19 protein-coding genes are annotated in these 19,675 nt (G+C 59.3%); 11 read left to right on the forward strand and 8 right to left on the reverse strand.

Features of this window, described 5'->3' with window-relative positions; genetic code table 11:
• Window positions 1–114: 114 nt before the first annotated feature.
• Window positions 115–864, forward strand: coding sequence for a FadR/GntR family transcriptional regulator (locus RHM68_RS03930; RefSeq protein ID WP_322220626.1), 750 nt, complete (start codon window positions 115–117; stop codon window positions 862–864).
• A gap of 68 nt (window positions 865–932) precedes the next feature.
• On the opposite strand, the gene RHM68_RS03935 is transcribed toward RHM68_RS03930, so the two are convergent.
• Together RHM68_RS03935 and RHM68_RS03940 are read right to left on the reverse strand one after the other, a co-directional pair.
• Window positions 933–1,124 (reverse strand): hypothetical protein, encoded by a 192-nt coding sequence (locus RHM68_RS03935; RefSeq protein ID WP_322220627.1) that lies wholly within the window; start codon window positions 1,122–1,124, stop codon window positions 933–935.
• Between the two features lie 15 nt (window positions 1,125–1,139).
• The gene (locus RHM68_RS03940) at window positions 1,140–2,444 is read right to left on the reverse strand and encodes a phospholipase (RefSeq protein ID WP_322220628.1); all 1,305 of its coding nucleotides are present in this window, start codon (window positions 2,442–2,444) and stop codon (window positions 1,140–1,142) included.
• A gap of 238 nt (window positions 2,445–2,682) precedes the next feature.
• Between RHM68_RS03940 and kdgD the strand changes: the two genes are divergently transcribed.
• The 5 genes from kdgD to RHM68_RS03965 all read left to right on the forward strand — a co-directional run bounded on the left by kdgD (window position 2,683) and on the right by RHM68_RS03965 (window position 9,254).
• Entirely contained in the window at window positions 2,683–3,594 is a 912-nt protein-coding gene (gene kdgD, locus RHM68_RS03945) for a 5-dehydro-4-deoxyglucarate dehydratase (protein WP_322220629.1), read from the forward strand.
• A 60-nt stretch (window positions 3,595–3,654) separates the two neighbouring features.
• A complete protein-coding gene (locus tag RHM68_RS03950; protein ID WP_322220630.1) occupies window positions 3,655–5,100 on the forward strand; it encodes an aldehyde dehydrogenase family protein in 1,446 nt (481 codons plus the stop codon).
• 98 nt (window positions 5,101–5,198) lie between these two features.
• Window positions 5,199–6,566 (forward strand): MFS transporter, encoded by a 1,368-nt coding sequence (locus RHM68_RS03955; RefSeq protein ID WP_322223671.1) that lies wholly within the window; start codon window positions 5,199–5,201, stop codon window positions 6,564–6,566.
• Window positions 6,567–6,577: 11 nt separating this feature from the next.
• Entirely contained in the window at window positions 6,578–8,131 is a 1,554-nt protein-coding gene (garD, locus tag RHM68_RS03960; protein ID WP_322220631.1) for a galactarate dehydratase, read from the forward strand.
• A 181-nt stretch (window positions 8,132–8,312) separates the two neighbouring features.
• The gene (locus RHM68_RS03965; RefSeq protein ID WP_322220632.1) at window positions 8,313–9,254 is read left to right on the forward strand and encodes an AEC family transporter; all 942 of its coding nucleotides are present in this window, start codon (window positions 8,313–8,315) and stop codon (window positions 9,252–9,254) included.
• A 57-nt stretch (window positions 9,255–9,311) separates the two neighbouring features.
• Here RHM68_RS03965 and RHM68_RS03970 read toward each other — a convergent pair whose 3' ends face one another.
• The 6 genes from RHM68_RS03970 to gatC form a co-directional block, all read right to left on the reverse strand.
• Complete coding sequence (locus RHM68_RS03970) at window positions 9,312–9,692, reverse strand: carboxymuconolactone decarboxylase family protein (RefSeq protein ID WP_322220633.1); 381 nt, start codon at window positions 9,690–9,692, stop codon at window positions 9,312–9,314.
• Window positions 9,689–10,750, reverse strand: a complete 1,062-nt coding sequence (locus RHM68_RS03975; RefSeq protein ID WP_322223673.1) for a calcium/sodium antiporter — start codon at window positions 10,748–10,750, stop codon at window positions 9,689–9,691. The genes RHM68_RS03970 and RHM68_RS03975 overlap by 4 nt, the downstream gene beginning before the upstream one ends.
• Window positions 10,751–10,796: 46 nt before the next feature.
• Entirely contained in the window at window positions 10,797–11,171 is a 375-nt protein-coding gene (locus RHM68_RS03980) for a septal ring lytic transglycosylase RlpA family protein (RefSeq protein ID WP_322220634.1), read from the reverse strand.
• Window positions 11,172–11,319: 148 nt separating this feature from the next.
• On the reverse strand, window positions 11,320–12,765 hold the full coding sequence (gatB, locus tag RHM68_RS03985) for an Asp-tRNA(Asn)/Glu-tRNA(Gln) amidotransferase subunit GatB (protein ID WP_322220635.1): 1,446 nt from the start codon (window positions 12,763–12,765) through the stop codon (window positions 11,320–11,322).
• A 10-nt stretch (window positions 12,766–12,775) separates the two neighbouring features.
• A complete protein-coding gene (gatA, locus tag RHM68_RS03990; RefSeq protein ID WP_322220636.1) occupies window positions 12,776–14,227 on the reverse strand; it encodes an Asp-tRNA(Asn)/Glu-tRNA(Gln) amidotransferase subunit GatA in 1,452 nt (483 codons plus the stop codon).
• Between the two features lie 16 nt (window positions 14,228–14,243).
• Window positions 14,244–14,531, reverse strand: coding sequence for an Asp-tRNA(Asn)/Glu-tRNA(Gln) amidotransferase subunit GatC (gatC, locus tag RHM68_RS03995; RefSeq protein ID WP_046040026.1), 288 nt, complete (start codon window positions 14,529–14,531; stop codon window positions 14,244–14,246).
• A 210-nt stretch (window positions 14,532–14,741) separates the two neighbouring features.
• Between gatC and mreB the strand changes: the two genes are divergently transcribed.
• The 5 genes from mreB (at window position 14,742) to rng (ending at window position 19,664) form a co-directional block, all read left to right on the forward strand.
• Entirely contained in the window at window positions 14,742–15,779 is a 1,038-nt protein-coding gene (mreB, locus tag RHM68_RS04000) for a rod shape-determining protein MreB (RefSeq protein ID WP_002555108.1), read from the forward strand.
• 143 nt (window positions 15,780–15,922) lie between these two features.
• Window positions 15,923–17,023 (forward strand): rod shape-determining protein MreC, encoded by a 1,101-nt coding sequence (gene mreC, locus RHM68_RS04005; protein WP_322223675.1) that lies wholly within the window; start codon window positions 15,923–15,925, stop codon window positions 17,021–17,023.
• Window positions 17,023–17,514, forward strand: a complete 492-nt coding sequence (gene mreD, locus RHM68_RS04010) for a rod shape-determining protein MreD (protein WP_322220637.1) — start codon at window positions 17,023–17,025, stop codon at window positions 17,512–17,514. The genes mreC and mreD overlap by 1 nt, the downstream gene beginning before the upstream one ends.
• A gap of 38 nt (window positions 17,515–17,552) precedes the next feature.
• Window positions 17,553–18,149 (forward strand): Maf family protein, encoded by a 597-nt coding sequence (locus tag RHM68_RS04015; protein WP_322220638.1) that lies wholly within the window; start codon window positions 17,553–17,555, stop codon window positions 18,147–18,149.
• Window positions 18,150–18,206: 57 nt separating this feature from the next.
• Complete coding sequence (gene rng / locus RHM68_RS04020; RefSeq protein ID WP_322220639.1) at window positions 18,207–19,664, forward strand: ribonuclease G; 1,458 nt, start codon at window positions 18,207–18,209, stop codon at window positions 19,662–19,664.
• Window positions 19,665–19,675: the final 11 nt, after the last annotated feature.

The following is a 19,675-nucleotide window of genomic DNA, read 5'->3' on the forward strand; positions in this document are numbered from 1 at the left end:
GCCGTCTTCGCGAGCAGGCTCACTCCTACAGGGGCGGTGTTCGCTGACGGTGATCGTACAACCCGCTTGAGCTATGATGCGGCTTCAGCCGAATTTTCGAGACAGATGTTCACCATGGAAAACCCGATCGACGCACCACGCCTCCCTCGCAAGCGCCGCAGCCTCGCTCAGGAGCTGGTGACGGTGCTGTCAGAGCAGATCCGCGACGGCCAACTCAAACGTGGCGACAAGTTGCCCACCGAGTCGGCGATCATGGAGGCCCATGGCGTCAGCCGCACCGTGGTCCGCGAAGCGATTTCCCGTTTGCAGGCTGCGGGCCAGGTGGAAACCCGCCACGGCATCGGCACCTTCGTGCTCGACACGCCGAGCCCGAGCGGTTTTCGCATCGACCCAGCGACCGTCGTCACCCTGCGTGACGTGCTGGCTATTCTGGAACTGCGCATCAGTCTGGAAGTGGAGTCCGCTGGCTTGGCGGCACAACGCCGTAGTGCCGAGCAGTTAGCCTTGATGCGAGCGGCGCTGGACGCGCTCAAAGAAAGCGCCTTACACGCCAGCGATGCGGTCGCTTCGGATTTCCAGTTCCACCTGCAAATTGCCCTGTCCACCGGCAACCGCTACTTCACCGACATCATGACCCACCTGGGCACCAGCATCATTCCGCGCACGCGCCTGAACTCCGCGCGCCTGGCCCATGACGACCAACAGCACTACATGAGTCGCCTGAGCCGTGAACACGAAGAAATCTACGACGCCATCGCCCGCCAGGACTCGGATGCGGCGCGGGCGGCGATGCGCTTACACCTGACAAACAGCCGCGAACGGCTGCGTCATGCGCATGAAGAGGCTGAGGCGCAACGCGGCTGAATGTATGTCGTCTGCCAAGCCCCCTCGAGCAGGCTCGCGAAGGGGGCCGCAGTCTCATTGAATCGCTTCTAAACAGTCTTCAGAATCTCCCGATCCACCCGCACCGCTAATCCAGCAGCCCCAGGCTTGACCTCAAAAACCACCCGCCCCTGAGCATCCGCCCGCGCCCGCGCAATTGGCACACCGTTGCACAACAACTCCAGCGGCGCCCCGTCCAGCGACTGCCCCGAAGCCAATTCCAGTTTCAAATTAATCGTCATTTTTTGAGCTCCTGATCAGGCAACGTTGCCAGTTGGGTGATAGTCCTTGAGCAGCAGATAAGTGCTCCAGCCCCACCAGTCGTCGACAGTGGCGGTGTCGTTGAGGTTGTTCACGTCTTTGCGCCGCAGCACTTTGCTGCCCTCGAGCCGCAACAGTGGCGAGAAGTTGGTCTCCAGGTTCAGCGCCGCTTGCAGGTCCGGCAGCTGTTTCAGCGCGGCAAAGCTGCTGGCTACCGGAACCGTCCCGCTGAGGTACGTCGCAAACACCTCGTCCGCTGACAGTTGAACCGCTTTGTTGACGTGAATACGGTTGGCGCTGTCGATGGCATCGAAGTAGCGCTTGTCCCCATACGCACGCCACTGCTCGCCGTTGCCATTGCGGACATTGAGGCCGAACTTGCTGTCTTCGTCGTGCATGAAGCGGGTAATCAGCGAGCCGAGGTCACTCGGCGTCACCGCCGCTGCCAGTGCTTTACGCGGCACTCTCAAGTGGCCTGCGGAAAACAGATCGGTGAGGAAGTGGTCGGCAAAAGCATTCATCGCATAGGCGACTTCCAGTTGTTTGTCGTCACGGCTGGCGTGCGCCGCCGCTGCGTGTTGAAGGGCCGCGATGTGCCCGGCGATGTAAGCCTGTTGCGCCCATTCGCCAAAGTGATCAGCGTTGTTTGCCGCCAGTTTCAGGTAACGTCCCAAGGGAAACAGCGCCGAGACGAAACTGCCGCCGCCGGTGATCTTGTTCCACTCTTGCGACAACGTATCACCCAAGGCGTCGTAGGCTTCGTGAGGTTGTTTACCGTCCCTGATCGCCTGATTTACGGCGTCGATTTCTTTTTGCATCACCGCGAGGATTTTCACTGCCTCGACTTTTGATGCAGACAGCACCGCCAGCGTATCGAAAGCGGCGATAAAGCGGTTCAGGCGATCAGAAGGGGTAGCGCCGTCGCTAATTGGCCGATCCGCGATGCCATAGAAATCACCGCCCAGGGCCAACACCTGGCCGTAAGTCGGTGCGAAGCCGTTGGGCAGGTGCAGTTGCACGTTATGAGCGAGGATCGGTTCGGCGTTTTCAACAAAACGCAGCAGGGTTTGGTCGCCAATTGCGGTGTGTTCGCCGCCCTCAAACCTTAGTACGGGCGTGCCTTTCAACGTGTTGCCGGTGGGGTGAGTCGGTTGCGGCGGATGACGGTGATGCTCGGCAATGTGTAGCACTAAATAATCGTTGTTGCCGGTAATGACGATGCCATGCGCGGTAAAAAGGTCATCGAAACAAGCAATGACCTGTTTGGGGTTTTCCTGCGGTTGCGTGGATAGGCCTGACATGTCTAGCTCCTTGATATGTCGTAGGTTGATTCATATTTAACTGTACGTATATACAGTTAAAACGATCTTAGTCGAGAATATTCCTACGTCAAGAAATCACCTTTTCTGACTCGAATTCAGAGAGCGGCGATGAAATGCAGTTGACGGTTGTATTTTAAGTTGTACGATGACTTACAACTTCGGCCAAAGGCTGAACGGCTTTCTCACACAAACGTTGCTACTCCAGGGTGTTCGAATAATGAATCCACAAGAACTGAAGTCCATCCTCTCTTCCGGCCTGCTGTCTTTTCCTGTTACCGACTTCAATGCTCAGGGCGATTTCCATCGCGCGGGCTATATCAAGCGTCTCGAATGGCTGGCCCCATACGGCGCCACGGCGTTGTTCGCCGCGGGCGGTACCGGTGAGTTTTTCTCCCTGGCGGCCAGCGAATATTCGGAAATCATCAAGACCGCCGTCGATACCTGTGAAAACAGCGTGCCGATCCTGGCCGGTGTCGGCGGTTCGACGCGTCAAGCCATCGAATACGCGCAAGAAGCTGAGCGCTTGGGCGCCAAAGGCCTGTTGCTGCTGCCGCACTACCTGACTGAAGCTAGCCAGGACGGCGTTGCCGCTCACGTTGAGGCAGTGTGCAAGTCGGTGAAAATTGGCGTCGTGGTCTACAACCGCAACGTTTGCCGCCTGACCGCGCCCCTGCTGGAACGTCTGGCTGAACGCTGCCCGAACCTGATTGGCTACAAGGATGGCCTGGGTGATATCGAGTTGATGGTGTCGATCCGTCGCCGCCTCGGTGATCGCTTCAGTTACCTGGGCGGTTTGCCAACTGCCGAAGTCTACGCCGCGGCCTACAAGGCGTTGGGCGTGCCGGTTTACTCGTCGGCGGTGTTCAACTTCATCCCGAAAACCGCGATGGATTTCTACCACGCCATCGCTCGCGACGATCACGCGACCGTGGGCAAGATCATCGACGACTTCTTCTTGCCGTACCTGGACATTCGTAACCGCAAATCCGGTTATGCCGTCAGCATCGTCAAGGCCGGGGCAAAAATTGTTGGGTATGACGCCGGTCCGGTGCGTGCGCCGCTGACCGACTTGACGGGCGACGAGTACGAAATGCTCGCCGCGCTGATCGACAAGCAAGGTGCGCAGTAATAATCCCGATTAAACAAGGCCGCTGAGCAATCAGCGGTTTTTTGCGTGAGGAGACTGCCCGTGGCAGATGCAAAGCGTTTCGATAACTACATCGGTGGCCAATGGGTTGCCGGCAACGATTATTCCACCAACATCAACCCGTCGGAGCTGACCGACACCATCGGTGAGTACGCCAAGGCAGACCTGGCTCAGGTCCACGCCGCCATCGATGCCGCCCGCGCAGCGTTCCCAGCCTGGTCTACCTCGGGCATTCAAGCGCGCAGCGATTCGCTGGATAAAGTCGGCAGCGAGATCCTCGCCCGACGCGAAGAACTCGGCACGCTGCTGGCTCGGGAAGAGGGCAAGACCCTGCCTGAAGCCATCGGTGAAGTGAGCCGCGCCGGCAACATTTTCAAGTTCTTCGCCGGTGAATGCCTGCGTCTGTCCGGCGACTACCTGCCTTCGGTGCGTCCGGGTGTGAACGTGGAAGTCACTCGCGAAGCACTGGGTGTGGTCGGTCTGATTACCCCGTGGAACTTCCCGATCGCCATCCCCGCATGGAAAATTGCCCCGGCCCTGGCCTACGGCAACTGCGTCGTTTTGAAACCGGCCGATCTGGTACCAGGTTGCGCCTGGGCGTTGGCCGAAATCATTTCCCGCGCAGGCTTCCCGGCCGGCGTGTTCAACCTGGTGATGGGCAGCGGTCGTGTGGTTGGCGATGCGCTGGTACAGAGCCCGAAAATCGACGGCATCAGCTTCACCGGTTCCGTTGGCGTGGGTCGTCAGATCGCCGTTAGCTGCGTTTCGCGCCAAGCGAAAGTGCAGTTGGAAATGGGCGGCAAGAACCCACAGATCATTCTCGACGACGCCGACCTCAAGCAAGCGGTCGAGCTGTCGGTACAGAGCGCGTTCTACTCCACTGGCCAGCGTTGCACCGCCTCCAGCCGCTTTATCGTCACCGCCGGGATTCACGACCAGTTCGTTGAAGCGATGGCCGAGCGCATGAAATCGATCAAGGTTGGCCACGCACTGAAGGCCGGCACCGACATCGGGCCGGTGGTTTCGCAAGCGCAGCTTGAGCAAGACCTGAAGTACATCGACATCGGCCAGTCCGAAGGTGCGCGTCTGGTCAGTGGCGGCGGTCTGGTGACCTGCGATACCGAGGGTTACTACCTGGCGCCGACACTGTTTGCCGACAGCGAAGCGGCGATGCGTATCAGCCGTGAAGAGATTTTTGGTCCAGTGGCCAACATCGTGCGCGTGGCCGATTACGATGCCGCGTTGCACATGGCCAACGACACTGAGTTCGGTCTGTCAGCGGGTATCGCCACCACCTCGCTGAAGCACGCCAATCACTTCAAACGCCACTCCCAGGCCGGGATGGTGATGGTCAACCTGCCGACCGCCGGCGTGGATTACCACGTACCGTTTGGCGGGCGTAAAGGTTCTTCCTATGGGTCCCGCGAGCAAGGTCGCTACGCGCAAGAGTTCTACACCGTGGTGAAGACCTCCTACATCGGATCGTAACCCGCAGCACCCGCGCGAAGCCCTGCCTGAGGCCTCGCGCGGTACAAGACTAAAGAATGTTTTACCCGCATAAAAATAATCAGTGGGAGTACATCTACATGCCATCGACCAAGCCGACTCACGTCCGCTATTTGATCCTGCTCATGCTGTTTCTGGTGACCACGATTAACTACGCCGACCGGGCAACGATCGCTATCGCAGGTTCCAGCCTGCAAAAAGACCTCGGCATTGACGCGGTCACCCTCGGCTACATCTTCTCTGCATTCGGTTGGGCCTACGTGGCCGGGCAAATTCCCGGTGGCTGGCTGCTCGACCGTTTTGGTTCGAAAAAAGTCTATGCCCTAAGCATCTTCACCTGGTCGCTGTTCACCGTGCTGCAAGGCTATGTCGGTGAGTTTGGCGTCTCCACTGCCATCGTCGCGCTGTTCATGCTGCGCTTCCTGGTGGGCCTGGCTGAAGCCCCGTCCTTCCCCGGCAACGCGCGCATTGTCGCCGCCTGGTTCCCCACGGCTGAACGCGGCACCGCTTCGGCGATCTTCAACTCGGCGCAATACTTCGCCACGGTAATTTTCGCGCCGCTCATGGGCTGGATCGTCTACACCTTCGGCTGGCAACACGTGTTCGTGGTCATGGGCGGCATCGGTATCGTCTTCTCGTTGATCTGGTTGAAATTCATCCACAGCCCACGTCAGCACCCGATGATCAACGAAGCCGAGTTCAAGCACATCGCCGACAACGGCGGTCTGGTGGACATGGATCAGGACAAAGGCAACGGCAAGCGCGCCGACGGCCCAAAGTGGGATTACGTCCGTCAGTTACTGACTAACCGCATGATGCTTGGCGTGTACCTGGGGCAATACTGCATCAACGGCATCACCTATTTTTTCCTGACCTGGTTCCCGGTCTACTTGGTGCAAGAGCGCGGCATGACCATCCTCAAGGCCGGTTTCATCGCATCCTTGCCGGCGATCTGCGGTTTTATCGGCGGGGTGCTCGGCGGGATTATTTCCGATTACCTGCTGCGCAAGGGTCATTCCCTGACCTTCGCCCGCAAGGCTCCGATCATTGGCGGCCTGCTGCTGTCGACCACCATCGTTGCCTGCAACTACGTGGACGTTGAATGGATGGTCGTCGGTTTCATGGCGTTGGCGTTCTTCGGCAAAGGCGTGGGCGCGCTGGGTTGGGCCGTGGTGTCGGACACCTCACCGAAGCAGATCGCCGGTTTGAGTGGCGGCCTGTTCAACATGTTCGGCAATATCGCCTCGATCACTACCCCGATTGTCATCGGCTACATCATCGCAACCACCGGTTCGTTCAAATGGGCGCTGGTGTTTGTCGGTTGCAATGCGCTGGTGGCAGTGTTCAGTTACCTGGTGATCGTCGGTCCGATCAAGCGCGTGGTGCTCAAAGAGCCACCGGCCAATGGTCCTGAGCTGACTAACAAACTATCTGAAGCGCATTCCTGAGGAGCGGCGTTATGCAGTTGATTGAACATTCCGACTCGCCGCGCTACATCCGCTTGCACGAGCGGGACAATGTGGTGGTCGTGGTCAATGACCAAGGTGTACCGGCCGGGACCGAATTCCCCGATGGCCTGGTGACGTTGGATTTCGTGCCACAAAGCCACAAGGTCACCCTGGAGGACATCCCCGAGGGCGGCCAGGTGATTCGTTACGGTCAGACCATCGGTTACGCCTTGCAGCCGATTCCGCGCGGCAGTTGGGTCAAGGAAGATCAACTGCGCATGCCCACCGCGCCGCCGCTGGACAGTCTGCCGCTGTCCACTGATGTTCCGGCGGCGCAGGCGCCGCTGGAAGGCTTCACCTTCGAGGGTTATCGCAACGCCGACGGCACCGTTGGCACGCGCAATATTCTGGGGATCACCACCACCGTGCAGTGCGTCACGGGCGTACTCGATCATGCGGTCAAACGCATCAAGGACGAGTTACTGCCGCGCTATCCGAACGTCGATGACGTGGTGGCGCTGACCCACAGTTACGGCTGCGGCGTGGCGATTACTGCCACCGATGCCTACATTCCGATCCGCACGGTGCGCAACCTGGCGCGCAACCCGAACCTGGGCGGCGAAGCGCTGGTTATCAGCCTCGGTTGCGAGAAATTGCAGGCCGGGCAGGTGATGCACGAGAACGACAGCTCGGTGGACCTGAGCGAGCCGTGGTTGTATCGCTTGCAGGATTCCAGTCACGGTTTCACCGAGATGATCGAACAGATCATGGCGCTGGCCGAAGCCCGTTTGAAGAAGCTCGATCAACGTCGCCGCGAAACCGTGCCGGCGTCCGAGTTGATCCTGGGCATGCAGTGTGGCGGCAGCGATGCGTTCTCTGGAATCACCGCTAACCCGGCACTGGGCTATGCCTCGGACCTGTTGCTGCGGGCGGGTGCGACGGTGATGTTTTCGGAAGTCACCGAAGTACGCGATGCGATTTACCTGCTGACCTCCAGGGCCGAAACCAAAGAAGTCGCCGAGGAGCTGGTGCGTGAAATGGACTGGTACGACCGTTACCTGGCCAAGGGTGAAGCGGACCGCAGCGCCAACACCACACCGGGGAACAAGAAGGGCGGGTTGTCGAACATTGTCGAGAAGTCGTTGGGGTCGATCGTTAAATCCGGCAGCAGCGCGATCAACGGCGTGCTCGGTCCGGGCGAACGGTTCAAGCGCAAAGGACTGATTTTCTGCGCGACACCCGCCAGTGATTTTGTCTGCGGGACCCTGCAAATGGCGGCCGGGATGAACCTGCATGTGTTCACTACCGGGCGCGGCACGCCGTATGGTCTGGCGATGGTGCCGGTGGTGAAGGTTTCGACCCGGACCGAGTTGGCGCAGCGCTGGCCTGACCTGATCGATATCGATGCCGGACGAATTGCGACGGGGCGGGCGACGATTGAGGACCTCGGCTGGGAGCTGTTTCACTTCTACCTCGACGTGGCCAGCGGCAAGAAACAGACCTGGGCTGAGCAGCACAAACTGCACAACGACATCACCTTGTTCAACCCCGCGCCGATTACTTAAGACCGCGTCGCCGGCATCGCGAGCAAGCTCCCACACTAGGTTTTCGCCGTAAACAGAGGGTGTGTTCGGCACAGGACAAAGGTGTGAGCGCGCTTGCTCGCGATAGCGGTCTAACAGACGCCGCAGGACCGGGTGGCTTATCATCAGCCCCCTAACGACGCCCACCCAAGGTTCCCCCGGCATGCTGGCTATTTTCCTCGAAACCCTGAACATCACGGCGCCGGTGTTTGCCATGCTGTTCCTCGGTGTGTTGCTCAAGCGCATCCATTGGATCAACGACAACTTCATCCATACCGCATCGGCTCTGGTGTTCAATGTCACCATGCCTGCGTTGCTGTTTCTGGGCATTCTGCATGCCGACCTGCGCGCTGCGTTGCAACCGGCGCTGTTGATCTACTTTTCGTTGGCCACTCTGGTGTGTTTCGCCATCGCTTGGGGGTGGGCGATCTTCAAGTGCCCCCCGGAGGACCGAGGGATTTACACCCAGGGCGCGTTTCGCGGGAACAACGGCGTTATTGGCCTGGCCCTGGCGGCGAGCATGTACGGCAGTTACGGAATTTCCCTCGGGGCGATTCTCGCGGCGCTGGTCATCCTGTTCTACAACACGCTGTCGACCATTGTGCTGGCGGTGTACAGCCCGGTGATCAAGTCCGACCCGTGGAGCATCTGTAAAAGCGTGTTCAGCAATCCGTTGATCATCAGTGTGATTGCGGCGGCGCCGTGTGCTTACTTCAAGATCAGTTTGCCGGGTTGGCTGGAAGCGTCCGGTCAGTACCTGGCGCAAACCACGTTGCCCTTGGCGTTGATCTGCATCGGCGGCACCTTGTCTCTGGCGGCGCTGCGCAAAAGCGGGAACATGGCGTTCAGCGCCAGCCTGGTGAAGATGGTCGGCCTGCCGCTGATGGCAACACTGGGTGCCTGGCTGTGCGGTTTTCGCGGCGCGGAGTTGGGGATTCTGTTTCTGTACTTCGGCAGCCCGACGGCGGCGGCCAGTTTTGTCATGGCGCGGCAAGCTAACGGCAACCATGAGCTGGCGGCGGCGATCATTGTGATCACCACCTTGATGGCGGCGGTGACCACCAATCTCGGGATTTTTTTACTGCAGTGGGGCGGCTGGATTTAGCCTGGCGTTTGGGTTGTTTGTAAAAACACTCTGGCTGACAGCAAAAATGCCAATCTGCTACGCCGGCGGCTGATAACTATCAATCACTTCCTGCGCCGCCCGAAACGCGTCGATTGCCGCCGGCACGCCCGCATAGACCGCGCAATGCAGCAGCGTTTCGCGAATTTCTTCTACGGTGCAACCGTTGTTCAGCGCGCCGCGTACATGACCTTTCAACTCCTGCGGACACTTCAGTGAAGTGAGCGCCGCGAGGGTGATCAGACTGCGGGTTTTCAGTGGCAGGCCTTCCCGGTTCCAGACACTGCCCCAAGCGTGTTCGTTGACGAAATCCTGTAGCGGTTGTGTGAACTCGGTGGCATTGCCCAGCGCCCGGTCGACAAAGGCGTCCCCCATCACTTGGCGGCGAACTTCAACGCCGGGCGTTTTGTGGTCGGTCATGGCATTTCCCTCTTGTGATGTTGGCGCCGCCAGGCGCGCAGTGACGTGAACAGCAAAAACGCCGCCAGCGCCGGCAGGATGAAAAACAGCATCATGTGCTCCAGTTTTTCAGCCAGGGGCATGCCGGTGGTGAACGATACTACGTGCAACCCGTAAGCCAGGTACAACCCCAAAAACAACAGGCCTTCAGCCCGTGTGACCCGATAGCCGGAATAAAAAACCGGCAAGCACAGCAGGGCGACGCCGAGCATCACCGGCAGGTCGAAGTCCAGGGCATTGGGTGAGACCGACAGCGGTGTCGGCGCCACCAGTGCGGTAAACCCGAGTACCCCCAGCAGGTTGAACAGGTTGCTGCCAATCACGTTGCCCACAGCGATGTCACGCTGGCCGCGCAACGCGGCAATCAACGAGGTCGCGAGTTCGGGCAGAGAGGTACTAATGGCCACGATGGTCAGGCCGATGATCCGTTCGGACAGTCCCAGGTCGGTGGCGACCGAGACTGCCGCCCCGAGCAGTAAGTGAGCGGCATACGCCAGCATGGCCAGCCCGACGAGAATCATCATCAAGCTGCTGAACCACGGTGCCGGAGGTCCGTCGTCATGGTTCGTTTGCGGACGCGCCGAGTGCCGCGACTGGCGCAGCAGCAAGCCTAGGTACAGCATCAGCGCGGCCAGTAGAATCACGCCGTCGAGTCGGGTCAGTTTTTCGTTCCAGGCCAGCACGAACACCAGCAGGCTGGCGCCGATCATCAGTGGAATGTCCAGGCGAACCAATTGCCGCGAGACCCGCAGTGGAATGATCAGCGCCGAGAGGCCAAGGGTGACGAGGATGTTGAAGATGCTGCTGCCGATCACGCTGCCGACCGCTATGTCTGCGTTATCGGCCAAAGTGGCTTGCAGGCTGACGGCCATTTGCGGTGCGCTGCTGCCCATGGCGACGACGGTCAGGCCGATGATCAGTGGCCGCACATGCAGCCGCGCCGCCAGACGCACGGCGGCGCGCACCATCAGTTCGGCGCCGGCGATCAGTAAAAATAAGCCGCTGAGCAGTTCGAGCAGGCTGAGCAGGGGGATGTCGGCTAATCCGTAAATGGTGGGGACTCCGTCAATCGTCGAGGGCTTGCACGCGAACCTGTGCAGTGCCGCTGCCGAGCATGCCCAATTGTTGGGCGGCCTGGCGAGAAAGATCGATCAGGCGTCCACGGGTGTGCGGGCCGCGATCATTGATGCGTACCACACAGGATTTGTTGTTGTTCAGGTTGGTGACCTTCACCCGGGTGCCGAACGGCAACTGACGGTGGGCGGCGGTCAGGGCGTTCTGGTTGAACGGTTCGCCACTGGCGGTGCGTTTTCCCTGGTGTTTGGCTCCGTAATAGGACGCCGTGCCCGTTTGGTCGTAACCGTGCGGGTCGATGATATCGGTACTGGCACATCCGGCCAGCAGCGAGAGCAAGGCGCAAGCGCCGAGCAGACGTTTCATTTGAAGGTTCCCACGAGCAAATGTGGGAGCGAGCGCGCTCGCGATAGCGTCCTCACAGCCCACTCATCGTTGAGTGTCGAATCGCTATCGCGAGTACGCTCGCTCCCACAGGGGGTAGAGCCAGGCTTTAAATCTGGCTCCATTCTCATCAGCCTTCGAGCTTGCTTTTGAGCAGTTCGTTGACCTGTTGCGGGTTGGCCTTGCCTTTGGACGCCTTCATGGCCTGGCCGACGAAGAAGCCGAACATTTTGCCGCGTTTGGCTTCGTCTGCCGCGCGGTACTGTTCAACTTGTTCTGCATTGGCTGCGAGCATTTCGTCCAGCACTGCCGAGATTGCGCCGCTGTCGGTCACTTGCTTGAGGCCGCGCTTGTCGATGATCTCGTCCGCGCTGCCTTCGCTGTTGGCCATGGCTTCGAACACCACCTTGGCGATTTTGCCGGAGATGGTGTTGTCCTTGATGCGCAGTAACATGCCGCCCAATTGCTCGGCCGAAACCGGCGACTGATCGATGTCCAGGCCTTGTTTGTTCAACAGGCTGCCCAATTCGACCATGACCCAGTTGGCCGCCAGTTTGGCGTCGCCACTGATGCTCACGACTTGCTCGAAGTAATCGGCTTGCTCGCGGCTGGTGGCCAAGACGCTTGCGTCATAGACCGACAGACCGAACTGGGCCTGGAAGCGTTCGCGTTTCTGCGGAGGCAATTCCGGCAGGGTAGCGCGTACTTCGTCGAGGAACGAGTCTTCGATGATGACCGGCAGCAGGTCAGGATCGGGGAAGTAACGGTAGTCGTTGGCTTCCTCTTTGCTGCGCATCGGACGCGTCTCGTCCTTGTTCGGGTCGTACAGGCGCGTCTGTTGGATCACCTTGCCGCCGTCTTCGATCAGCTCGATCTGACGTTGTACCTCGCTGTTGATCGCTTTCTCGATGAAACGGAACGAGTTAACGTTCTTGATCTCGCAGCGGGTGCCGAATTCGACTTGGCCTACGGGGCGGATCGACACGTTACAGTCACAACGCAGCGAGCCTTCAGCCATGTTGCCATCGCAAATGCCCAAGTAACGGACCAGCGCGTGGACTGTCTTGACGTAAGCCACGGCCTCTTTCGCGCTGCGCATGTCTGGTTCGGAAACGATTTCCAGCAGCGGCGTGCCCGCGCGGTTCAGGTCGATGCCAGTGGCACCGTTGAACTCTTCATGCAGGCTCTTGCCCGCATCTTCTTCCAGGTGCGCACGCGTCACGCCGACGCGTTTGATCGTGCCGTCTTCCATCGCGATGTCCAGATGGCCCTTGCCGACGATCGGCAATTCCATCTGGCTGATCTGGTAGCCCTTGGGCAGGTCCGGGTAGAAATAGTTTTTACGGGCAAACACGCTGTGCTGACCGATCTCGGCGTCAATCGCCAGACCGAACATCACCGCCATGCGCACCGCCTCCTGGTTCAGCACCGGCAGGACACCGGGCATGCCCAGGTCTACCAGGCTGGCCTGGGTGTTCGGCTCGGAGCCGAATGTGGTGGAACTACCGGAAAAGATTTTCGACCGGGTGGTGAGCTGGGTGTGAATCTCCAGTCCGATCACGACTTCCCATTGCATGTGTTTCTCCTCAGAAGCCGGTTGGGGTGCGGGTGTGCCAGTCAGTGTTCAACTGATACTGATGGGCAACGTTCAACAGGCGACCTTCCTGGAAATACGGAGCGAGCAGTTGCACGCCCACCGGCAGACCCTCGACAAAACCGGCTGGCATGGACAAGCCCGGCAGGCCCGCAAGGTTGGCGGTGATGGTGTAGACGTCTTCCAAATAGGCAGCGACCGGGTCGCTGTTCTTGGCGCCAAGCTTCCACGCCGGGTTCGGCGTGGTTGGGCCGAGAATGATATCGACCTCCTTGAAGGCAGCCATGAAGTCGTTCTTCACCAGGCGACGGATCTTCTGCGCTTTCAGGTAATAAGCGTCGTAGTAACCCGCGGACAGCGCGTAGGCACCGACCATGATCCGGCGCTGCACTTCAGGTCCGAAGCCTTCGCCACGGGAACGCTTGTACAGATCGATCAGGTTGACCGGGTTCTCGCAGCGATGGCCGAAGCGCACGCCGTCGAAACGCGACAGGTTGGAAGACGCTTCTGCCGGCGCGATCACGTAGTACGCCGGGATCGCGTGCTGCATGTTCGGCAAGCTGATTTCCTTGATCACCGCACCGAGTTTTTCCAGTTCTTTGACGCTGTTGTGGATCAGTTCGGCGATGCGCGGGTCGAGACCGGCGCTGAAGTATTCCTTCGGTACACCGATACGCAGGCCTTGTAGCGAGGTATTGAGGCTGGCGCTGTAATCCGGCACGGGTTCGTCGATGCTGGTGGAGTCATTGGCATCGAAGCCGGCCATGCCTTGCAATAAAATCGCGCAGTCTTCAGCAGTTCGCGCCAACGGGCCGCCCTGATCGAGACTGGACGCATAAGCGATCATGCCCCAGCGCGATACACGACCGTAGGTCGGTTTCAGGCCGGTGAGGTTGGTAAACGCTGCCGGCTGTCGGATAGATCCGCCGGTGTCGGTGGCAGTGGCAGCAGGCAACAGGCGCGCGGCAACGGCGGCGGCAGAACCACCGGACGAACCGCCCGGCACGTGTTCCAGGTTCCACGGGTTTTTCACCGCGCCGTAGTAGCTCGACTCGTTAGCCGAACCCATGGCGAATTCGTCCATGTTGGTCTTGCCCAGGGTGACAGCCCCTGCGGCAGCTAGCTTGGCGACGACGGTGGCGTCGTAGGGCGCTTTGAAGTTGTCGAGCATCTTCGAGCCGCAGCTGGTACGGATGCCCTGTGTACAGAACAGATCTTTGTGGGCAATCGGCGCCCCGAGCAGGGCGCCGCTCTCACCGTTCGCGCGGCGTAAGTCAGCGGCTTTCGCCTGCTGGAGCGCCAGGTCTTCGGTAAGACTGATAAAGCTGTTGATCTGCGGGTCGAGCTGGGCGATACGCGCCAGCAGGACTTTGGTCAGCTCTTCGGAAGAAAACTTTTTATCGGCGAGACCGCGGGCGATCTCGGCCAGAGTCAATTGATGCATTACAGGCTCTTTCCCTTTAGTCGATGACTTTCGGAACCAGGTACAGGCCGTTTTCGACCGCTGGTGCGATGGACTGATAGGCCTCGCGATGATTGGTCTCGGTCACGACGTCCGCACGCAAACGCTGGTTGGCTTCCAGTGGGTGAGCCAGCGGCTCGATACCGTCGGTATTGACCGCCTGCATTTCGTCGACCAGCCCAAGAATGCTGTTCAGGGCCGAAGTGATGTGTGGAAGATCGGCATCATTGAGGCCAAGGCAGGCCAAATGTGCGATTTTTTCCACGTCGGAGCGTTCAAGCGCCATGGGATTCTCCAGTGGAAAACAGAACGGACGGCGTCCGTGTGTTAGATTGTCGGAACACTACCGCATTTCTACGGTCATATGGCCGCGATTGTGGGGGTTGGTGCACAGAAAAGCGGCCAATTTAACATATTGGCGCCTTGCCCAAAATCCCTGTCGTTGTTAGAGTTTGCCGCACTTTTTTACCCACGCGTTGCCTAGGGTCCCTTTCCCATGTTCAAGAAACTGCGTGGCATGTTTTCCAGCGATCTTTCCATTGACCTGGGCACTGCCAACACCCTTATTTACGTGCGCGAGCGCGGAATCGTCCTGAATGAGCCATCGGTTGTGGCTATTCGGACACACGGTAACCAGAAAAGTGTCGTTGCTGTCGGCACCGAGGCCAAGCGTATGCTCGGCCGTACGCCGGGCAACATTGCGGCCATTCGTCCGATGAAGGACGGCGTAATTGCCGACTTCAGCGTCTGCGAAAAGATGCTGCAATACTTTATCAACAAGGTTCACGAAAACAGCTTTTTGCAGCCCAGCCCTCGGGTGCTGATCTGCGTTCCGTGCAAATCCACCCAGGTGGAGCGTCGTGCCATCCGTGAATCGGCCCTCGGCGCCGGTGCTCGTGAAGTGTTCCTGATCGAAGAGCCAATGGCTGCTGCCATTGGTGCCGGCTTGCCGGTTGAAGAAGCACGTGGTTCGATGGTGGTCGATATCGGTGGTGGTACAACTGAAATCGCATTGATCTCCCTGAACGGTGTGGTCTACGCCGAATCCGTCCGGGTTGGCGGCGACCGTTTCGACGAAGCGATCATCACCTACGTGCGTCGTAACTACGGCAGCCTGATCGGTGAATCGACCGCCGAGCGCATCAAGCAGGAAATCGGCACTGCCTACCCAGGCGGCGAAGTTCGTGAAGTCGACGTTCGCGGCCGTAACCTGGCTGAAGGCGTTCCACGTGCATTCACCCTGAACTCCAATGAAGTGCTGGAGGCTCTGCAAGAGTCCCTGGCCACCATCGTTCAGGCTGTGAAAAGCGCCCTGGAGCAATCGCCACCGGAACTGGCTTCCGATATCGCCGAGCGTGGTCTGGTGCTGACCGGTGGTGGCGCCTTGCTGCGCGACCTCGACAAGTTGCTGGCCCAGGAAACCGGTCTGCCGGTCATCGTTGCCGAAGACCCGCTGACCTGTGTTGCTCGCGGCGGTGGCCGTGCATTGGAAATGATGGATAAACACACCATGGACCTGCTCTCCAGCGAGTGATCTCGCTGGTTGCATCTATGCTGTTGAGCGCGCAGGCAGCACTTTGCAGTGCTGCCTGTTGGCGTTTATCTTCTGTCAGTCTGCATCCAGGCCGGTTTGATGGCGTATGAATAAAGAAAATATTTGCCCGGGAGGAGCGGCTTATTAAACCGCTTTTCGCCAAGGGCCCCTCATTGGGCGTGCGCCTGTTGGTGCTGGTCGTGCTATCGGTCGCGCTGATGGTGGTCGATGCCCGCTTCACACTGCTCAAGCCAGTGCGTAGCCAGATGTCGCTGGTGCTGATGCAGTCTTACTGGATCACCGACTTGCCGCAGCGGCTATGGCAAGGTGTGGCCAGCCAATTTGGCAGCCGTACCGAGCTGGTTGCCGAAAACGAAAAGCTCAAAACCGAAAACCTGCTGTTGCAGGGGCGCATGCAAAAGCTTGCTGCCCTGACCGAGCAGAACGTTCGGCTGCGCGAGTTGTTGAATTCTTCCGCCCTGGTCAACGAGAAGGTCGAAGTGGCCGAGTTGATCGGCATGGACCCCAATCCTTTCACCCATCGCATCATCATTAATAAAGGTGAGCGCGACGGTGTGGTTCTCGGTCAGCCGGTGCTTGATGCGCGTGGCCTGATGGGGCAAGTGGTCGAGTTGATGCCGTATACCTCCCGTGTGTTGTTGCTAACCGACACCACCCACAGCATTCCCGTGCAGGTGAACCGTAACGGTCTGCGGGCAATTGCCAGTGGCACCGGTAACCCGGAGCGCCTTGAGTTGCGGCACGTGGCTGATACCGCAGACATCAAAGAAGGTGACCTGCTGGTCAGCTCCGGCTTGGGGCAGCGGTTCCCTGCCGGTTACCCGGTGGCGACGGTCAAGGAAGTCATTCACGATTCCGGGCAGCCGTTTGCTATCGTCCGCGCCGTGCCGACCGCAGCCCTCAACCGCAGTCGTTACCTACTGCTGGTGTTCAGCGATGGCCGCACCGCAGAAGAGCGCGCCAACGAAGCCGCCCAGGCCCAGGAGGCTCTGGACCAGCACGGCGGCGGACCGGTCATTCCGAGCACCGTGCCGAAACCGATTCCTGCGGTGGTGCCGGCGCCGGCCGTTGCTGCGCCTGTCGCGGCGCCAGCGGCTGCTACAACGCCAGCCAAGCCAGCGGTCACCAGCCATCCCGTCAAGCCGGGCACCAAGCAGCCGGCGGTGAAACCTGCTGCCAAACCGCCAGTCTCTGTACCGGCTACTACAGGGGGAAGAGAATAATGGCCGGTGCGACTGCGTCCCGAAATGGCTGGATCGTCTGGCTGACTTTCGCCGTCGGTCTACTGCTTAGCGTTTCCCCGCTGCCACAATTCATGGAAATCCTGCGTCCGCTGTGGCTGGCCTTGCTGCTGGCATTCTGGGCGCTGGCGATGCCGCAAAAAGTCGGCATGGTGACCGCGTTTTGCCTAGGGCTGGCTGAAGATGTGCTCTATGGCACATTGCTTGGCCAGAATGCGTTGATCCTGACGCTCATTACCTTCCTGGTGCTATCACTGCAACAGCGTCTGCGGATGTTCCCGATGTGGCAGCAGTGCCTGGTGCTTCTGGTGATCTTCGGCCTCGCTCAACTGGTTCAGTTGTGGCTCAGTGCGCTGACCGGGAATCGCCAGCCAACGCTGGCGCTGGTGTTGCCCGCACTGGTCAGTGCGTTGCTCTGGCCATGGATCAGCTTCGGTTTGCGTGGTTTGCGTCGGCGCTACAAAATCAATTGATTCGGTCAGGCATTTGCCCGTACCTCGGAGATGTCTTGATGAAACAGCTGTACCTGGCCTCCGGCTCGCCGCGCCGGCGTGAACTGCTCACGCAGATCGGCGTGCCGTTCACCGCCGTCAGTGCCGACATCGATGAAACCCCTTTAAACGACGAAACTCCATCGGCTTATGTCGAGCGTCTGGCGCGCGGCAAGGCCGATGCCGGGCGGCGCTCGGTCGTGTCCGATGTGGCGTTCTGTACCTTGGGCGCCGACACGGCGGTGGTGCTGGACGGGAAAATTCTCGGTAAGCCGCTGGACGAAGCGGACGCTTGCGCCATGCTGATGATGTTGTCCGCTAAAGAGCATGAAGTCCTGACGGCCATCGCGGTGTTCGAGGGTGAGCGTTGCGAGTCGCTAGTAGTGCGCAGTCGGGTACGTTTTCGCTCGATCAGTCTTGAACAGGCGGCGGCCTACTGGGCCAGCGGCGAACCCCGCGACAAGGCTGGCGGCTACGGCATTCAAGGTCTTGGCGCGGTGTTTGTCGCCGGCCTCGAGGGCAGTTACTCGGCGGTGGTCGGCTTGCCACTGTGCGAAACCTGCGAGTTACTCAGCCATTTCGGCATACCCTGTTGGCAAACCCTTAACGCGCGCTGAGCGTCGTAATGACAAGATGCGGCCATTATCGTGAACATGCCTGAACGAGACCCTGCCATGAGTGAAGAGATTCTGATCAACATCACGCCGATGGAATCGCGCGTGGCGGTGGTTGAAAACGGTGTCCTGCAAGAGGTTCACGTCGAACGCACGCAAAAACGCGGTATCGTCGGCAACATCTATAAAGGCAAGGTTGTGCGGGTATTGCCCGGCATGCAGGCGGCCTTCGTCGACATCGGCCTGGACCGCGCCGCGTTCATTCATGCTTCGGAAATCTCCTTGCGTGAAGGCCCTGCGGTGGAAAGCATCAGCATGCTGGTCCACGAAGGCCAGAGCCTGGTTGTCCAAGTTACCAAGGACCCGATTGGCTCCAAGGGCGCGCGCCTGACGACGCAATTGTCGATCCCGTCGCGTTATCTGGTGTACATGCCGCGCACTTCGCACGTTGGCATTTCCCTAAAAATCGAAGATGAAGCCGAGCGTGAACGGCTCAAGCAAGTGGTCACCGACTGTGTGGCCAAAGAGGGCATCAAAGAAGCTGGCGGTTTTATTCTGCGTACCGCCGCTGAAGGGGCTGGCGCCGATGAGATCCTCATGGACATCCGCTACCTGCGCCGGCTGTGGGACCAGATCAACGCTCAGATCAAAACCATTGGCGCTCCGAGCGTGATCTACGAAGACCTCGGCCTCGCCCTGCGCACGTTGCGTGATCTGGTGAGCCCGAAGATCGAAAAAATCCGCATCGACTCCCGCGAGACCTTCCAGAAAACCACGCAGTTTGTGGCTGAGTTGATGCCGGAAATTGCCGATCGCCTTGAGCATTACCCCGGTGAACGTCCGATTTTCGACCTGTATGGCGTCGAAGATGAAATCCAGAAAGCCCTGGAGCGCAAGGTGCCGCTCAAATCCGGCGGCTATCTGGTGGTGGACCCGGCTGAAGCCATGAGTACCATCGACGTCAACACCGGCGCGTTCGTCGGCCATCGCAACCTCGAAGAAACCATCTTCAAGACCAACCTCGAAGCGGCCACCGCGATCGCCCGACAGCTGCGTTTGCGCAACCTGGGCGGGATCATCATCATCGACTTCATCGACATGGAAGATGAAGAGCATCAACGCCAGGTGCTGCGTACCCTTGAGAAGCAACTGGAGCGCGATCACGCCAAGACCAACATCATTGGCATCACCGAGTTGGGCCTGGTGCAGATGACTCGCAAGCGTACCCGCGAAAGCCTTGAGCAAGTGCTGTGCGAACCGTGTAGCAGTTGCCAGGGGCGGGGCAAACTCAAGACGCCAGAAACGGTGTGCTACGAAATTTTCCGCGAAATCCTGCGCGAAGCCCGTGCCTATCAGGCCGAAGGCTATCGTGTGTTGGCGAATCAGAAAGTGGTAGATCGTTTGCTCGATGAAGAGTCGGGCAACGTCGCTGAACTGGAGGGTTTTATCGGGCGCACGATTCGGTTCCAGGTGGAAACTATGTATTCCCAGGAACAATACGACGTGGTGCTGCTCTGATTCGCTGTGTT

The sequence above is a fragment of the Pseudomonas sp. DC1.2 genome (assembly GCF_034351645.1).
Lineage (GTDB): Bacteria > Pseudomonadota > Gammaproteobacteria > Pseudomonadales > Pseudomonadaceae > Aquipseudomonas.

Excerpts from the sequence above, each read along its gene's own strand:
- kdgD (WP_322220629.1), top strand. The coding sequence starts at position 2,683 with ATGAATCCACAAGAACTGAAGTCCATCCTCTCTTCCGGCCTGCTGTCT.
- rng (WP_322220639.1), top strand. The coding sequence starts at position 18,207 with ATGAGTGAAGAGATTCTGATCAACATCACGCCGATGGAATCGCGCGTG.
- RHM68_RS03930 (WP_322220626.1), top strand. The coding sequence starts at position 115 with ATGGAAAACCCGATCGACGCACCACGCCTCCCTCGCAAGCGCCGCAGC.
- RHM68_RS03935 (WP_322220627.1), bottom strand. The coding sequence starts at position 1,124 with ATGACGATTAATTTGAAACTGGAATTGGCTTCGGGGCAGTCGCTGGAC.
- RHM68_RS03940 (WP_322220628.1), bottom strand. The coding sequence starts at position 2,444 with ATGTCAGGCCTATCCACGCAACCGCAGGAAAACCCCAAACAGGTCATT.
- gatC (WP_046040026.1), bottom strand. The coding sequence starts at position 14,531 with ATGGCGCTTGAACGCTCCGACGTGGAAAAAATCGCACATTTGGCCTGC.
- RHM68_RS04015 (WP_322220638.1), top strand. The coding sequence starts at position 17,553 with ATGAAACAGCTGTACCTGGCCTCCGGCTCGCCGCGCCGGCGTGAACTG.
- RHM68_RS03980 (WP_322220634.1), bottom strand. The coding sequence starts at position 11,171 with ATGAAACGTCTGCTCGGCGCTTGCGCCTTGCTCTCGCTGCTGGCCGGA.
- RHM68_RS03970 (WP_322220633.1), bottom strand. The coding sequence starts at position 9,692 with ATGACCGACCACAAAACGCCCGGCGTTGAAGTTCGCCGCCAAGTGATG.
- gatB (WP_322220635.1), bottom strand. The coding sequence starts at position 12,765 with ATGCAATGGGAAGTCGTGATCGGACTGGAGATTCACACCCAGCTCACC.
- gatA (WP_322220636.1), bottom strand. The coding sequence starts at position 14,227 with ATGCATCAATTGACTCTGGCCGAGATCGCCCGCGGTCTCGCCGATAAA.
- garD (WP_322220631.1), top strand. The coding sequence starts at position 6,578 with ATGCAGTTGATTGAACATTCCGACTCGCCGCGCTACATCCGCTTGCAC.
- RHM68_RS03955 (WP_322223671.1), top strand. The coding sequence starts at position 5,199 with ATGCCATCGACCAAGCCGACTCACGTCCGCTATTTGATCCTGCTCATG.
- RHM68_RS03965 (WP_322220632.1), top strand. The coding sequence starts at position 8,313 with ATGCTGGCTATTTTCCTCGAAACCCTGAACATCACGGCGCCGGTGTTT.
- mreD (WP_322220637.1), top strand. The coding sequence starts at position 17,023 with ATGGCCGGTGCGACTGCGTCCCGAAATGGCTGGATCGTCTGGCTGACT.
- mreB (WP_002555108.1), top strand. The coding sequence starts at position 14,742 with ATGTTCAAGAAACTGCGTGGCATGTTTTCCAGCGATCTTTCCATTGAC.